The following is a 14793-nucleotide window of genomic DNA, read 5'->3' as shown; positions in this document are numbered from 1 at the left end:
CGTCCGTTACGACCACGTTTCGGACGTAGACCCTTGACACGGGGCACGTCCGTGTGCCGCGTCGCGCCACCTGCGCGCGTGCGCCGACCTCGCTAGCCTGGACCGGTGACCGAAGACGCGCGCTACCTGTCCCGTGGAGGAGACCTCCACCGCCCTTACGCCGCCGACGCCGACCGCTATGCCGGCGCGGACTACCGCCGCGTCGGCACCTCCGGGCTCACGCTGCCGCCCGTGTCGCTCGGGCTCTGGTGGAACTTCGGCGACAACATCCCGTTCGACGACCAGCGGGCGCTGCTGCGTCACGCGTTCGACCGCGGCATCACCCACTTCGACCTGGCGAACAACTACGGCCCGCCCTACGGCACCGCCGAGACGAACTTCGGGCGCATGATGCGCGAGGACTTCGCCCCTTACCGCGACGAGCTCATCATCTCGTCGAAGGCCGGCTACGACATGTGGCACGGCCCGTACGGCAACGGCGGCTCGCGCAAGTACCTCCTCTCCAGCGCCGAGCAGTCTCTGAAGCGCATGAGCATCGACTACGTCGACATCTTCTACTCGCACCGCGTCGATCCCGATGTCCCGGTGGAGGAGACCGTGGGCGCGCTCGACACGCTGGTGCGCCAGGGCAAGGCTCTCTACGTGGGGATCTCGTCCTACAGCGCCGAGCGGACGGCGGTCGCGGCATCCGTCGCCCGCTCGCTCGGCACCCCGCTCGTCATCCACCAGCCGGCGTACTCGATCCTGAACCGCTGGGTCGAGGACGGCCTCACGGGGGTGCTCAAGCAGGAGGGCATGGGGGCGATCGCGTTCACGCCGCTCGCGCAGGGACTGCTCACCGACAAGTATCTCGGCGACGGCTCGGCCGAGCGCGCGCAGCAGCGCGGGTCGCTGCCGAACGGCTCGCTGAGCGAGAAGGGGCTGTCGACGCTGCGGTCGCTCGACGTCATCGCGAAGGAGCGCGGGCAGACGCTCGCGCAGATGTCGATCCAGTGGGTGCTGCGCGACCCGGTCGTCGCGTCCGCGCTCATCGGCGCCTCGCGTCCCGCGCAGCTCGACGAGAACCTCAAGGCGCTCGAGGGTCCGTCCTTCACGGTGGAGGAGCAGGAGCGCATCGACGCCCTGTCGGACGGCATCGACGTGGACCTCTGGGCGGAATCGGCGAACCGGTGAGTCAGGCTCTCGAAGCCTCCGGCGTCCGGGTGCGGGCGCCGGGAAAGATCAACCTCTTCTTCGAGGTCGGAGGCGCGCAGGACGACGGGTACCACGACGTCGCATCGGCGTACCAGGCGGTGTCGCTGTACGAGGACGTCTGGGCATCGCCCTCCGACGAGTTCACCGTGTCGATATCGGGCACCGTCGATGTGACCGGTGTTCCCGCCGACGACCGCAACCTGGCCGTCCGCGCCGCACGGCTCGTCGCGCAGCGCATCGGCCACGCGGGCGGCGTGCACCTCGACATCGTGAAGCACGTGCCGGTCGCGGGCGGCATGGGAGGAGGGTCGGCGGATGCTGCTGCCGCCCTCGTCGCGTGCGATGCGCTGTGGGAGGCCGAGCTCGGGACCGCCGAGCTGCACAAGCTCGCCGCCCGCCTCGGCGCCGACGTGCCCTTCGCCCTGATGGGCGGGACGGCGGTCGGCACCGGGCGCGGCGACCAGCTGAGCCCCGCGCTGGCGAAGGGCCGCTTCGACTGGGTCGTGGTGCCGTCCGGCGCCGGGCTCTCCACTCCCGACGTGTACCGGCACCTCGACGAGCTTCGTGCGAGGCCCGACATCAACGCGGGCGCTCGCGTGCCGGCGGTGGCGCCCGGTGTGCTCCACGCGCTGCGGGCCGCAGACCCCATCGCGCTCGCCGAGCACACGCGCAACGATCTGCAGATCGCGGCGCTGTCCTTGCGTCCCGAGCTTCGCGAGGTGCTGGAGCTCGGAGAGGAGTCCGGCGCCCTGGCGGGAATGGTGTCGGGGTCGGGCCCTACGCTGGCATTCCTGACCGTCGACCCGGAGTCGGCGCTCGAACTGCAGATCACCTTGTCGGCCGCGGGCTACGAGGCGCTCCACGTGCATGGGCCGGTCGCCGGCGCGCGCGTGGTCACCTGAGTCGGTCCGTCACCGGTCGCGTACGCACCTGAGCCCGCCCGCGGGCGTGGAGAGGAAGATCCCATGAGCACGTCCCGAGCCGCATACGGCCGCGTCGGCGAGACCGAACGCGCCGCCTTCCGCGCGGGTCCGGTCGACGAGGAGTCGGCGAGCCGGCTCGCCACGAACGGGCTGGACTACCGACGCATCGCCGTCGACAGCGACGAGTACGCCGGCTGGCTGCAGTCCGTCGCGCGCGGCTTCCAGGACGGCGAGCGCACTGCCGAGCAGATCGCCGCCGCGCGCGAGCGCAGCGGCTACCGGCGGCTCACCGGCGTCTTCGACCCGGAGTCGCCGATGGACGCACCCGTCGCGACCATCGCGTCGTGGCTCGGAGAGCTCACGGTGCCCGGCGAGGCGATGATCCCCTCGTGCGCGATCTCGGCGGTCACGGTCGCCCCGACGCACCGGCGCAAGGGCGTCGCGCGCGCGATGCTCGAGGGGGAGCTGCGAGCGGCCCAGGCGGCCGGCATCCCGATGGCGATGCTCACGGTGAGCGAGTCGCCGTTGTACGGCCGCTACGGGTTCGCGCCCGCCGGAGCCGGAGCCTCCTGGCGGATCGAGACGAAGCGCGCCGGCTGGATCGGCCCGCAGCCCGCCGGGCGGATCGACTTCATCAGCCGCGAGCGTGTGCGCGAGCTCCTGCCGGTCCTGCACGAGCGGGTGCGGCACCGCCGCCCGGGCGAGATCGAAGTGCCGGGCAGCCACTGGGACGGGTTCGCCGGCACCAACCCCGCCGCCGAGAAGACCGCCGACAAGCGTGCCGTGCAATACTCCGACGCCGCCGGCGACGTGCGCGGGGTCGCGGTGTACGCGGTCCGCGAGAACCACGACGACTTCACGAAGGCGACCGTCTCGGTCCACTACCTGCTGGCGGAGACCGACGACGCATACGCCGCGCTGTGGCGGTTCCTGCTCGAGCTCGACCTCGTGGCCGAGGTGCACGCGGCCGAGCTGTCGGTCGACGAGCCGCTGCTGTGGATGATCGCCGACCAGCGCGCGGCGAACGTCAGCGTGCGCGACCACCAGTACGTGCGGATCATCGACGTCGTCGCCGCGCTCGAGACCCGCCGCTACGGCGGCCCCGGCGTACTGGTGCTCGACGTCTCCGACTCGCTCGGGATCGCCGCCGGCCGCTACCTTCTCGAAGCCGACGAGGCCGGCGCCGCCCGCGTGCGGAGCCTGGGCGAGGGCGAGACGATCGACGCGGTCACGGTCACGCTCGGGGTGACGGAGCTTTCGGCCACGTACCTCGGCGGTGTGTCGCTCGCGACCCTGGCGGCGGCAGGACGCGTGACGGTGACGGGCGCGGGGGATGCAGCATCCGATGCGCTGGCGAAGGCTGCGCGCGTGCTCTCGTGGCACACGGCGCCGCGCCTGAGCATCTGGTACTGAGCCCTCCGGAGCACGAGGGGAACGGAACCGGACGAAACTCGCCGATCAGTTGCTTTAGGCTTGCCTTACCTGTCTGTACTCGAGGGGTTCCCCATGCCTTCACGCCTCCCGTCTTCCGCGCGCCTGCGCCGCTTCCTCGTCGTGCCGGTCGTGCTCGCCGGCCTCGCCCTGGGCGGCTGCGCCGGCGGAGCGGCAGGAGATGACGCCGCCGATCCGGACGCGCTCGTCGTATACAACGCGCAGCACGAGCAGCTCACCGAGGAGTGGGCCGACGCGTTCACCGCCGAGACAGGGATCGAGGTCGTGCTCCGCAACGGCGACGACAGCGAACTGGCCAATCAGCTCGTCCAGGAGGGGAAGGCATCCAAGGCCGACGTGTTCCTCACGGAGAACTCGCCCGCGATGTCGCTGGTCGAAGATGCAGACCTCTTCGCTCCCGTGGACGAATCCACGCTGGCGCTCGTTCCCGAGCAGTTCCGCCCGGCGTCCGGCCTCTGGACCGGGATCGCGGCCCGCTCGACGGTGCTGGTGTACAACCCTGAGCTGATCTCGGAGAGCGAGCTGCCGGCATCCCTTCTCGATCTCGCCGACCCGGAATGGAAAGGCAAGTGGGGTGCCGCGCCCGCGAAGGCCGACTTCCAGGCCATCGTGTCGGCCGTGCTCGCGACCCAGGGTGAGGACGGTGCGCGCGACTGGCTGGACGGCATGGCCGAGAACGCGGTCGAGTACCGCAACAACATCGTCACCATGAAGGCGGTCAACGCCGGCGAGGTGCCGATGGGCATCATCTACCACTACTACTGGTTCCGCGATCAGGACGCTGCAGCCGAAGACAGTGCCGACACGAAGCTGCACTACTTCGGCAACCAGGATCCGGGTGCCTTCGTCAGCATCTCCGGCGGCGGCGTGCTGAAGAATGCGCCCCACGCCGACGAGGCGCAGCAGTTTCTCGCGTTCATCGCGGGGGAGCAGGGGCAGAAGATCCTCGGCGAGGGCTACAGCTTCGAGTATCCCGTCGCCTCCGACGTCGCGGCCAAGCCCGAGCTGCCCCCGCTCTCCGAGCTCGACGCACCCGTGATCGACCCGTCCACGCTCAACGGGCCCGCGGTCATCGAACTCATGACGGAAGCCGGACTCCTCTGACCCAGCTCCAGGCGCGAACACCCGCGCGCGGCACGACCGAGAAGCGTCCGCCCGCCGGGCTGGTCGTCGTCGTCGCGGTGCTGGCCCTCGGCGCGCTGGTCCCGATCGGATACGTCGTCCAGGCGGCGTTCGCGATGGGGTGGGACCAGCTGTCGGCCCTCGTCTTCAGGCCGAAGGTCGGCGAGCTGCTCGTCAACACGGTGCTGCTGGTGGCGATCGGCGTGCCGGCGACCGTCGTCCTCGGCGTGGGCGGCGCCTGGCTCGTCGAACGCACGACGCTGCCGGGTCGCGGGGTCTTCAAGGTCGCTCTGGCCGCCCCGCTGGCGATCCCCGCGTTCGTCGCGAGCTACGGCTGGGCCAGCGCGCTCCCGTCGATGAACGGACTGTGGGCAGCGGTGCTGGTCGCGACGCTGGCTTACTTCCCGCTGGTGTACCTGCCCGCCCTGGCGGCGATCCGGGGTCTCGATCCTGCGCTCGAGGAATCGGCGCGCTCCCTCGGCATGGGGTCGTGGGCCGTGTTCTTCCGTGTCGTCGCCCCGCAGCTGCGGCTGGCGGTGCTCGGCGGGGCCCTCGTGGTCGCCCTTCACCTCCTGGCCGAGTACGGCGCGTTCGCGTTCCTGCGCTTCGACACGTTCACCACGGCCATCGTCGTCGCGTACGAGAGCATGTTCGCCGGCCCCAACGCGGCCGCCCTCGGGCTGGTGCTCGCGCTCCTGTGCCTGATCCTCCTCGGCGCCGAGTCGGCCGCCCGCGGCCGCGCCCACTACGCCCGTGTCGGCGGCGGCTCTCCGCACCCGGCCGAGACCCTGGGGCTCGGCCCACTGACGCTCCCGGCGCTCGCCGCAGTGGCCGCGGTGCTCGCGGGCGCACTCGTGGTGCCACTGACGAGCGTCGTCCGGTGGCTCCTGAGGGCGGATGCCGCGGCCTTCGGCGATGTCGGCGTCGCGGCGCTGCAGACGCTGGGCCTCGCGCTCGCCGGCGCGCTGTGCACGATCGCCGTCGCCCTGCCGTTCGCGTGGCTGGCGGTGCGCTATCCGGGACGGCTGGCGCGGCTGCTCGAGGGCGCCGCCTACCTCGCCAGCAGCCTCCCCGCGATCATCGTGGCGCTCTCGTTCGTGGCGGTCACCCTCGCCTTCGTGCCGTCGCTCTACCAGACCGCGTTCACCGTGGTCGCGGCCTATGTCGTGATCTTCCTGCCGCGGGCGCTCGTGCCGCTGCGCGCCGGACTCTCGCAGGTGCCGCAATCGCTCGAGGAGGCCGCGCGCGCCCTGGCGGTGCCTCCTGCCGCCGCCCGGCTGCGGGTCACCGTGCCGCTGCTGCTCCCGGCGATCGGTGCGGGCGCCGCCCTCGTGGCGCTCGGCGCGGCCAACGAGCTCACCGCGACGCTTCTGCTCGCCCCGACCGGCACGAGCACGGTGGCCACGAGCTTCTGGTCGGCGGCGTCCGCCCTCGACTACCCGACCGCCGCACCCTACGCGGTGCTCCTGGTGCTCCTGTCGGTGCCCGCGGTCGCCCTCATGTTCACGCACGCGACGGGGAGGACCCTCAGATGACTCTTCGGCTGGAGGGCGTGTCGAAGGCGTACGGCGGCACCGCGGTGCTGCGCGACGTCTCGCTCGACGTTCCCCGCGGTACGCGTCTCGCGCTCGTCGGCGCCTCGGGAAGCGGCAAGACCACGCTGCTGCGCCTGGTCGCGGGGTTCGTCGACCCCGACGCCGGCGTGATCAGCCTGGGCGGCCGCGAGCTGTCGGGGCACGGCAGGACGGTGCCCACCCACCGGCGCGGCATCGGCTATGTCGCGCAGGACGGCGCGCTGTTCCCGCACCTCTCGGTGGCGCGCAACATCGCCTTCGGGCTCCCGCGCGGACCTGGTCGCGCAGGCCGCGTGCGCGAACTGCTCGAGCTGGCGTCGCTGCACCCGGACCTCGCCGCGCGGATGCCGCACGAGCTGTCCGGCGGCCAGCAGCAGCGGGTGGCCCTGGCGCGCGCTCTCGCCCAGAATCCCAGGGTGATCCTGCTCGACGAGCCGTTCAGCGCGCTCGACACGGGCCTGCGGTCGGCGACGCGCGACGCCGTCGTCGACGTGCTGGAGCGCAGCGGCGTCACCGCCGTGCTGGTGACCCACGATCAGCACGAGGCCCTGTCGTTCGGGCACCAGGTCGGTGTTCTCGTCGGAGGTCGCCTCGTGCAGTCGGGTGACCCGATGGCGGTGTACGACGCGCCGATCGACGCGAGCGTGGCGCTGTTCCTCGGCGATGCGCTCGTGGTTCCTGCGCGCTCGGACGCGGACGGTGTCGAGTGCGGGTTCGGCCGGCTGGCCGTGCGCCACGACCTGTCGGGCGGTGCCTCGCGCGTGCGCGCGATGGTGCGCCCCGCACAGCTGCGAGTGGCCGCGGCGGCACACGGGGCGGCAGCCACGCTGGCCCCTGTGGCCAACGGCACCGTCGTCGCGGTGCGTCCCGCCGGGTCGACCGCGGACCTGCGGCTGCGCGTCGGCACCGGTGAGTTCGAGGCCGAGCTGATGTACCGCGTGCCACAGCACCGCGCGGCCGCGTTCGCGCCCGGCACAGCTGTGCGTGTGATCGTCGAAGGCGGCGTCGTGCTCTACGCCGCGGCGGGTGAGACCACCGCGACGGGAAGCGTCGTCACGCGCGGCGCATCCGCAGGCTGAGCGGCGTCGTCGCGCGGCGCAGCCGCGCCCACCCGGTTGCGGCGCCCGCGCCGGCGCTGACGTACAGGCGGTAGGCGATCACGCCGACGACGAACGACAGCAGCGTGCCGAGCCACGGTGCGCTCTGCTCGAACGGCGGATACACCTGCCAGTGCGTGAGGTAGACGAACAGGGATGCGCCGGCCACCGTGACGACGAGGGGCACCGCCGGGCGGGGGAGCGGGATGGCGCTCACCCAGACGAGGACGAGGATCCCGCCCGCCACGATCGCTTCGCGCCACGGCTCGCCGAAGAAACCGAAGGTCGCCGCGACAGCGACGACGGAGACGAGGATCCGCCGGGCGGTCGTGTCCGCGCGCGCCACGAGCCATCCGAGCGCGACGAGCCACAGGACGACCGGGGCGGAGTACCGCTGCACGTACTCCGCGGTGGGGCCGGCGATCGCGAAGCGGGCGGCGAGCGCGACCGCGAGCGCGACGAGGGCGAACGCGAACGGCGCCCGGCGCTCGAGCCGATCGATGCGGCGCACCGCGAACAGCGCCGCGGCGCCCGCGAACGACCAGAGCATCGCCTCGAGGAACCAGAACTGCCACTGCTCGTTCCACCGGCCGTCGTCAGGGACGAAGTTGTTCACGAGCGCAACGGTCGTCGGCGCGTATCGGCCGGTGACGAGCGCCACCGCGCCGATCCACAGCACCGCGGGGACCGCGAGCTGGGCGGCGCTGCGCGCGAGGCGCCGCAGGCGCGCGGTTCCGGCAACGGGTGCCAGCTGGAATCTCGCGAGGTTGTACCCGGCGACGGCGAGGAGAAGGTGCGCGCCGCCCTTGAGGGCGAAGAGATCGGCGTGGGTCGCGACGATGAGGAAGATCGCCGCCGCCCGCAGCACGACCGGCGTCTCGAGGCGCGTCCACGCGAGGCGGCGGCGCCAGGGGCGCACGGCGGTCGCCGTCGCAGCACCTGTGTGCGCGGCATCCGTCTCCACGTTCGCGACGGGGGTCGGCGAGGGCGATGCCGCCAGTTCGCGCGGGGAGCGCGTCGGCCAGTCCCGGGGGAGCGCGCCGAGCATGTCCTCGAGGCGCAGGGAGACTTCGACGTAGCTCAGGGAGTCGCCGCCGAGTCCGGCGAACGAGTCGTCGAGACCGGCGCCGGGCTCGCCGAGGAGCGACGCGTACAGGTCGCGCACGGCCTCGGGCGTGACGGCGGCCGGGGTCACTGGCGCCGCGGCGGCCGTGGTGCGGTCGTGCGGGCCGGCGAAGCGCACCAGCGCAGAATAGTCGCGCTTGCCGTTGGACGTCCGCGGGAACTCGGTCACCGCGTACGCGCCGATCACCCGCGCCGGGACGCCCGTGAGGGCGGCGGCGCGCTCGCGTGCCCGGCAGGCCGCGCGCTCGGAGGTCGCGAACAGCAGGAGCCGTTCGTCGGCGCTCGCCGCGCGGGCCTCGATCCCCTCGTCGGCGAGGAGGTTCTCCACGCGATCGAGGTCGAGGCGCAGGCCGAAGACCTTCACGAAGCGGTTCATGCGGCCGACGATCTCGTACAGCCCATCCGTGCGCAGCCGCGCGACGTCGCCGGTGCGGAGCTCGGTCACGGTGCGCCCGAGGGCGAAGTCCTCGGGTCCGTGGGCGTACCCCATCATGACGTTCGGGCCCTCGTACACGAGCTCGCCGGACTCGGCACCGTCGACGGCGTCGATGCGGAAGGCGCCGCCGGGGATGGGGCGTCCGATGGCGCCGGCGTGCGTCATCGCGAGGCCGGGCGGGAGGTACGCCATGCGGGCGGTGGCCTCGGTCTGCCCGTACATCACGAAGAGCTCGAACCCGCGCTCCCGGCCGAGCTGTGCGAATCGCCGCACGGCGTCGGGTGCCATCCGTCCGCCGGCCTGCGTGAGGTAGCGCAGCGACGGGAGGTCGCCACCGTCGAAGCCTCGCGCTTCGAGTAGCTCGAACGTGTACGGGACGCCCGCGAACGAGGTGACGGCGTGCGCGCGCGCCCGGACCCAGAACTCGTCGTCGGCGACGGAGCGCTCGGTGAGCAGCAGGCTCGCCCCGGTCAGCAGGTGGCTGTTGATCACCGACAGTCCGTAGCAGTACTGCAGCGGCAGCGTCGTCGCCGCCCGATCGCTCGGTGTCAGCCGAAGGTACTCGGCGATCGCCGCCGCGTTGCTGCGGACGTTCTCGGCCGACAGCCGCACGAGCTTCGGCGAGCCGGTGGAGCCCGACGTGCTCGAGAGGACGGCGAGATCGGGGTGGAACTCGTGGCGGCTGCCGGCCCGCCGCTCGTCGAGCGTCCAGCCCGAGGCCCCGTCGTGGGCGACGACGTCCGGATCGAACCGTGCGATCAGCGACGCGCGGTGTGCCCGCGCGGCCTCGTCGTCGTCGCCGGAGACCAGGAGCACCGGGTGTCCGCCTTCGAGCGCGGCGAGATAGGTGACGATCGGCTCGACGGCGTTGCCCGCGGCGATCATCACGAGCCGCCGCACGTCGCCGAGCTCGTCACGGCGTCGCGTCACCCGATCGCGCAGCTCCGCGTAGTCGAGCCGCGTGCCGTTGGCGATCAGCGCGGTGTGGTCGGGATCCCCTCCGAGGAGGGACAGGCCGAGGGCGGGCGCAGTCGCGGTCATAGAGGGAGTGGCTTTCTCCTGACGCGCCGCCGGGGGAGAGTCGCCGACGCAAGTCCAAGGTATGCCTAGCCTAATCTGTCCGGTTGACGATGCCCGAACTGTGACTCCGATGGCGCCCGCTCAGTGGCCTCGCAGCGCCGCGAAGAAGCCGCGCCGCGGCGCGGGCTCGTGTCCCTGGCACCGCTGAGTCTGCGGCACGCCGGCGAGCGCCTGCTCGACGTGCTGGCCGCAACCGGCCCAGGTGGCCTTGCCGCACGTGGTGCACGTGATCCTGCTGCACATGGATGTCGTTCCTTTCGATTCGGATGATCCCGCGACCGGCGTCAGGCCAGGGCGAGGAAGAGCTTCTCGAGCTCGTCGGCCGTGAGGCCTTCGCCCCCCGCAGCGCCTTCGGGGTCGGCGACGCAGTCGCGCATCGCCGCCGACACGATGGCGAAGCCCGCGCGATCCAGCGCGCTGGTGACGGCCGCGAGCTGCGTGACGACGTCGCGGCACGAGGCATCCGATTCCACCGCCGCGATGACGCCGGCCAGCTGGCCGTACGCGCGCTTCAGGCGATTGGCGATGCGCTTGCGGGTGGCGGCCTGCTCTTCGGGGGTGCCGGTGATCATCATGCGGGGGCTCCTTCGCGGGTGAGGATCCGATCGATGCGGGCACCGTACCAGTGCTCGAGCGTCTGGATGCCGCCCGACAGCGATGCCGAGTCGAACCCGCTGTTCGCGAGCACGCGGTGGGCGATGTTCGAGCGGACGCCCGCTGCGCACAGCACGCGCACCGGCCGGCCGTCGGCCGCGTCCCGCACCTCGTCGAGCCGTTCGCGCAGCTGGGTGTGCGGGATGTTCAGCGAATCCGGGATGTGTCCGGTTGCGAACTCCACCGCCGACCGGACATCCAGCACGAGCGACTCGGTGCGGACGTCGTCGAGTTCGGCGGCGTGCCAGAGCCGCAGGCGTCCGGCGAGCACGTTCTCGGCGACCATGCCGACGAGGTTCACGGCGTCCTTGGCCTGCCCGTAGGGGGGTGCGTAGCTGAGGTCGAGATCGATGAGATCGGATGCCGCGAACCCGGCGCGCATCGCGGTGGCGATGACGTCGATCCGCTTGTCGACACCCTCCGCGCCGACGGCCTGTGCGCCCAGGAGTCGTCCGTCCTCGGCGCCGATGTGGACGACGAGGTGCAGCGCGGTGGCTCCCGGGAAGTAGCCGGCGTGCTGGTTCGGGTGCAGGTGGAGCGTGCGGTAGGCGATGCCGGCGGCGTCGAGGGACGCGCGGTTCGCTCCCGTGAGCCCGGCGGTGAGGCCGCCCACGCGCACGATCGCGGTGCCGAACGAGGCAGGGATCCGGCGCGCATCCGCGATGCCGAAGATGTCGTCGGCGACGAGGCGGCCGGCCCGGTTCGCCGGGCCGGCGAGCGCGGCCGGCGCGACTGCGCCGGTCACGGCCCTGGGGCTCGCGGTGGCATCGCCCGCCGCCCACACCCCGGGGGCGGAGGTGCGACCGCGCTCGTCGACGAGGATGGCGCCGCGTGCCGTCTCGAGGCCGGCGTCGCGCGCGAACCCCGTGTCGGGGGCGACGCCCACCGACAGCACGACGAGGTCGGCATCGATCACCGTGCCGTCGTCGAGATGCACGGTGTCTGCGTCGGCGCTGGCCTCGATACGTGCGGCGGCCACGGCGTCGTGGACTCGGATGCCGAGCCCGGCCAGTTCGCCGCGCACCAGGGTCGCGAGCTCCTGCTCGAGCGGCGGCAGCACATGGTCGGCGCGTTCGATGAGGTCGACCTCCAGGCCGGCCGCGCGAAGCGCCTCGGCCGCCTCCAGGCCGATGAATCCCGCGCCCAGCACCACGGCGCGGCGATCGCCGCCGGTCACGCGCTCGCGCAGGGCGACGGCATCCGACACGGTGCGCAGCGTGTGCACTCGAGGCGAGTCGATGCCGGGGATCGGCGGGCGCACGGCCGCGGCGCCCGGGGCGAGCACGAGCGCGTCGTACGACAGTGTCACCAGGCCGCGCGGTGACTGCGCGGTGACGGTGCGCGCGTCCACGTCGAGTGAGAGCACCTCGTGGCGCGTGCGAACGTCGAGGTTGAGTGCCGCCCGCAGAGACGCCGGGGTGTGGAGGAGGAGCGAGGACGCCTTCTCGATCTCGCCGCTGACGTGGTACGGCAAGCCGCAGTTGGCGAACGACACCTCTTCGCCGCGTTCGAGCACGACGATCTCCGCCGATTCGTCGTGACGGCGCGCGCGTGCCGCCGCGCTCATTCCCGCGGCGACTCCACCGACGATCACAATCCGCATGACATCTCCTCCCTCGATACCCCCAGGGGTATGTTCTCGAGAGATCTACGATACCCCAGGGGGTATCAAGCGCGAAATCGTCGGGAGCGGTCCTTGCCGGTCGCCTAGCCTTGAGGGGACATGGCACATCTTCTGGGGGCCGAGGCCCTTCACCTGGAATTCCCGACCAAGGTCGTCTTCGACCGGGTGTCGCTCGGCATCGACGAGGGCGACCGCATCGGCGTCGTCGGCCGCAACGGCGACGGCAAGTCGAGCCTGCTGGCGATGCTCGCGGGGCGGCTCGAGCCCGACGGAGGCCGCGTCACGGTCCGCGGCGGCGTGCGCGTCGGCGTGCTCGATCAGGCCGACACCCTCGACGACGCCCTCACGATCCGGGAAGCAGTCGTCGGCGCGCGCCCCGATCACGAGTGGGCCGGCGACGCGCGCACGCGCGACGTCATCGCGGGCCTGCTCGGCGACCTGGCGTGGGACGGTCCGGTCACGGGCCTGTCGGGCGGTCAGCGGCGACGCGTGTCGCTCGCGGCGCTGCTCGTGGGCGACTACGACGTCATCTTCCTCGACGAGCCGACGAACCACCTCGACGTCGAGGCGATCGCGTGGCTCGCCGAGCACATCAAGCGCCGTTGGCCGGCGAACCAGGGCGGCCTCCTGGTCGTGACGCACGACCGCTGGTTCCTCGACGAGGTGTGCAACACCACATGGGAGGTGCACGACCGCATCGTCGAGCCGTTCGAAGGCGGCTACGCGGCCTACATCCTGCAGCGCGTCGAGCGCGACCGCCAGGCGGCCGTCATCGAGCAGCGCCGCCAGAACCTCGCCCGCAAGGAGCTCGCATGGCTCCGCCGCGGCGCGCCGGCGCGCACGTCGAAACCGAAGTTCCGCATCGACGCCGCCAATGTGCTCATCGCCGACGTGCCCGAGATCCGCGACGTCACCGAGCTGCGCTCGCTCGCCGTCTCACGGCTCGGCAAGGACGTCGTCGACCTGCTCGACGCCGCGGTCTCGTATGGCGACCGAGAGGTGCTGCATCCCGTCGAGTGGCGCATCGCTCCCGGGGAGCGCACCGGCATCCTCGGCGTCAACGGCGCGGGCAAGTCGACGCTGCTCGGCCTCGTCTCCGGTGACGTGGAGCCGACCGCCGGCCGCGTGAAGCGCGGCAAGACGGTGAAGGTCGCGACGCTCACGCAGCGCCTCGACGAACTCGAGGAGCACCTCGACGACCCGGTGCGCGTCGTCATCTCGCGCTTGCGCACCACATACACCTTCGGCAGCGGCTCGAAGGCGCAGGAGCTCACTCCGGGCCAGCTGCTCGAGAGCATGGGATTCCAGAGCGCCCAGCTCTCGACCCCCGTCAAAGACCTGTCCGGTGGGCAGAAGCGCCGCCTGCAGCTGCTGCTGATCCTCCTCGAGCAGCCGAACGTGCTCATCCTCGACGAGCCCACCAACGACCTCGACACAGACATGCTCGCCGCCATCGAGGACCTCCTCGACTCCTGGCCCGGCACGCTCCTGGTGGTCTCGCACGACAGGTACTTCATCGAGCGCGTCACCGACCAGCAGTACGCGATCCTCGGCGGCCACCTCCGCCACCTCCCCGGTGGCGTCGACGAATATCTTCGCCTGCGCGAGCGTGAGCGCTCGGCCGGCCCGACGACATCGAAGGCGACGGATGCTGCAGCCGCAGCATCCGCGTCATCCACCACGCCGTCGTTGTCGGGGCAGGAGCTGCGCGCCGCACAGAAGGAGGTCGCGTCGCTGGAGCGGCGCCTCGAGAAGCTCGAGACGCAGATCGCCACCGCGAAGACGGCGCTCGCCGACCACGACCAGTCGGACTACGTCGGGCTCGGCGCCGAGATGGCCCGCATCGGCGAGCTCGAGAAGGAGCGCGACGGCGTTGAGGAGCGCTGGTTCGAGCTCACCGAGCAGCTCGGCTGAGCGCGGGTCAGTCCGCGGCGTCGAATCCCAGGCTGAGCTTGCGAAGCAGGGCGGCGAGCCGGTCGCGGTCGCCCCGTGACAGGGCGTCGAGCAGGAGCGCTTCGGCGTCGACGAGACGCGTGATCGCAGCATCCACCCGGATCTTCCCCTCGTCGGTGAGCGTGACCAGGATGCTGCGGCCGTCATCGGGGTCTGATTCGCGGCGCACCAGCCGGCGCCCGACGAGTCGGTCGATGCGGTTGGTCATCGTTCCGCTGGAGACCAGCGTCTGCTGCAGCAGCTGCTTCGGGCTGAGCTGGAACGGCTCGCCCGCGCGCCGCAGCGCCGACAGCACGTCCCATTCCCAGGGCTCGAGCTCGCTGCGCTTGAACGCGTCGCGGCGCGCGCGGTCGAGGTGCCGGGACAGCCGGTCCACGCGGGACAGCACACCGAGGGGCGAGAAGTCGAGGTCGGGACGCTGCGTGGTCCACGCCTCGACGATGCGGTCCACCTCGTCGCTCTGCGCCGTCATGCCCCCATTATCCCGAGCGCGGCGCTTCGACGGGCTCAGCGGCGGGTGTGCGGTCTGGCAGACTTGACAGGCGGCGCCCGGCACCCG

Annotated in this window: 12 protein-coding genes; 7 read left to right on the top strand and 5 right to left on the bottom strand. The window is 72.1% G+C overall.

The features are described from left to right. Positions 1 to 105: 105 nt before the first annotated feature. The 6 genes from J2Y46_RS18530 (at position 106) to J2Y46_RS18505 (ending at position 7344) form a co-directional block, all read left to right on the top strand. On the top strand, positions 106 to 1173 hold the full coding sequence (locus J2Y46_RS18530; protein ID WP_045299854.1) for an aldo/keto reductase: 1068 nt from the start codon (positions 106 to 108) through the stop codon (positions 1171 to 1173). Beyond that, positions 1170 to 2096 carry a 4-(cytidine 5'-diphospho)-2-C-methyl-D-erythritol kinase gene (locus J2Y46_RS18525; protein WP_045299852.1) on the top strand — a complete coding sequence of 309 codons (927 nt, stop codon included), beginning with the start codon at positions 1170 to 1172 and terminating at the stop codon, positions 2094 to 2096. Before J2Y46_RS18530 ends, J2Y46_RS18525 begins: the two co-directional genes overlap by 4 nt. A 63-nt stretch (positions 2097 to 2159) precedes the next feature. Continuing rightward, complete coding sequence (locus J2Y46_RS18520) at positions 2160 to 3530, top strand: GNAT family N-acetyltransferase (RefSeq protein WP_310244356.1); 1371 nt, start codon at positions 2160 to 2162, stop codon at positions 3528 to 3530. Positions 3531 to 3623: 93 nt separating this feature from the next. Continuing rightward, positions 3624 to 4673, top strand: a complete 1050-nt coding sequence (locus J2Y46_RS18515) for an iron ABC transporter substrate-binding protein (RefSeq protein WP_310244353.1) — start codon at positions 3624 to 3626, stop codon at positions 4671 to 4673. A 77-nt stretch (positions 4674 to 4750) separates the two neighbouring features. After that, positions 4751 to 6226: an iron ABC transporter permease gene (locus J2Y46_RS18510; protein WP_310244350.1), complete on the top strand. Its 1476-nt coding sequence runs from the start codon at positions 4751 to 4753 to the stop codon at positions 6224 to 6226. Beyond that, the gene (locus tag J2Y46_RS18505; protein ID WP_310244347.1) at positions 6223 to 7344 is read left to right on the top strand and encodes an ABC transporter ATP-binding protein; all 1122 of its coding nucleotides are present in this window, start codon (positions 6223 to 6225) and stop codon (positions 7342 to 7344) included. Before J2Y46_RS18510 ends, J2Y46_RS18505 begins: the two co-directional genes overlap by 4 nt. Here the strand turns inward: J2Y46_RS18505 and J2Y46_RS18500 are convergent. The 4 genes from J2Y46_RS18500 to J2Y46_RS18485 form a co-directional block, all read right to left on the bottom strand. Further along, positions 7319 to 9964, bottom strand: coding sequence for an AMP-binding protein (locus J2Y46_RS18500; RefSeq protein WP_310244344.1), 2646 nt, complete (start codon positions 9962 to 9964; stop codon positions 7319 to 7321). The genes J2Y46_RS18505 and J2Y46_RS18500 overlap by 26 nt on opposite strands. A 120-nt stretch (positions 9965 to 10084) precedes the next feature. Next, positions 10085 to 10246 carry a hypothetical protein gene (locus J2Y46_RS18495; RefSeq protein WP_169748700.1) on the bottom strand — a complete coding sequence of 54 codons (162 nt, stop codon included), beginning with the start codon at positions 10244 to 10246 and terminating at the stop codon, positions 10085 to 10087. A gap of 41 nt (positions 10247 to 10287) precedes the next feature. Next, a complete protein-coding gene (locus J2Y46_RS18490) occupies positions 10288 to 10578 on the bottom strand; it encodes a metal-sensitive transcriptional regulator (protein ID WP_157005555.1) in 291 nt (96 codons plus the stop codon). Beyond that, positions 10575 to 12260, bottom strand: coding sequence for an FAD-dependent oxidoreductase (locus tag J2Y46_RS18485; protein WP_045299841.1), 1686 nt, complete (start codon positions 12258 to 12260; stop codon positions 10575 to 10577). The genes J2Y46_RS18490 and J2Y46_RS18485 overlap by 4 nt, the downstream gene beginning before the upstream one ends. Positions 12261 to 12380: 120 nt before the next feature. Between J2Y46_RS18485 and J2Y46_RS18480 the strand changes: the two genes are divergently transcribed. Continuing rightward, a complete protein-coding gene (locus tag J2Y46_RS18480) occupies positions 12381 to 14195 on the top strand; it encodes an ABC-F family ATP-binding cassette domain-containing protein (protein ID WP_045299839.1) in 1815 nt (604 codons plus the stop codon). A 7-nt stretch (positions 14196 to 14202) separates the two neighbouring features. On the opposite strand, the gene J2Y46_RS18475 is transcribed toward J2Y46_RS18480, so the two are convergent. Continuing rightward, positions 14203 to 14706 (bottom strand): MarR family winged helix-turn-helix transcriptional regulator, encoded by a 504-nt coding sequence (locus tag J2Y46_RS18475; RefSeq protein ID WP_045299837.1) that lies wholly within the window; start codon positions 14704 to 14706, stop codon positions 14203 to 14205. Positions 14707 to 14793: the final 87 nt, after the last annotated feature.

The organism is Microbacterium sp. BE35 (genome assembly GCF_031457705.1).
GTDB classification, from domain to species: Bacteria; Actinomycetota; Actinomycetes; order Actinomycetales; family Microbacteriaceae; genus Microbacterium; species Microbacterium trichothecenolyticum.
Note: the sequence above shows the minus strand (reverse complement) of the source record. Positions and strands in the feature narration are given on the sequence as shown.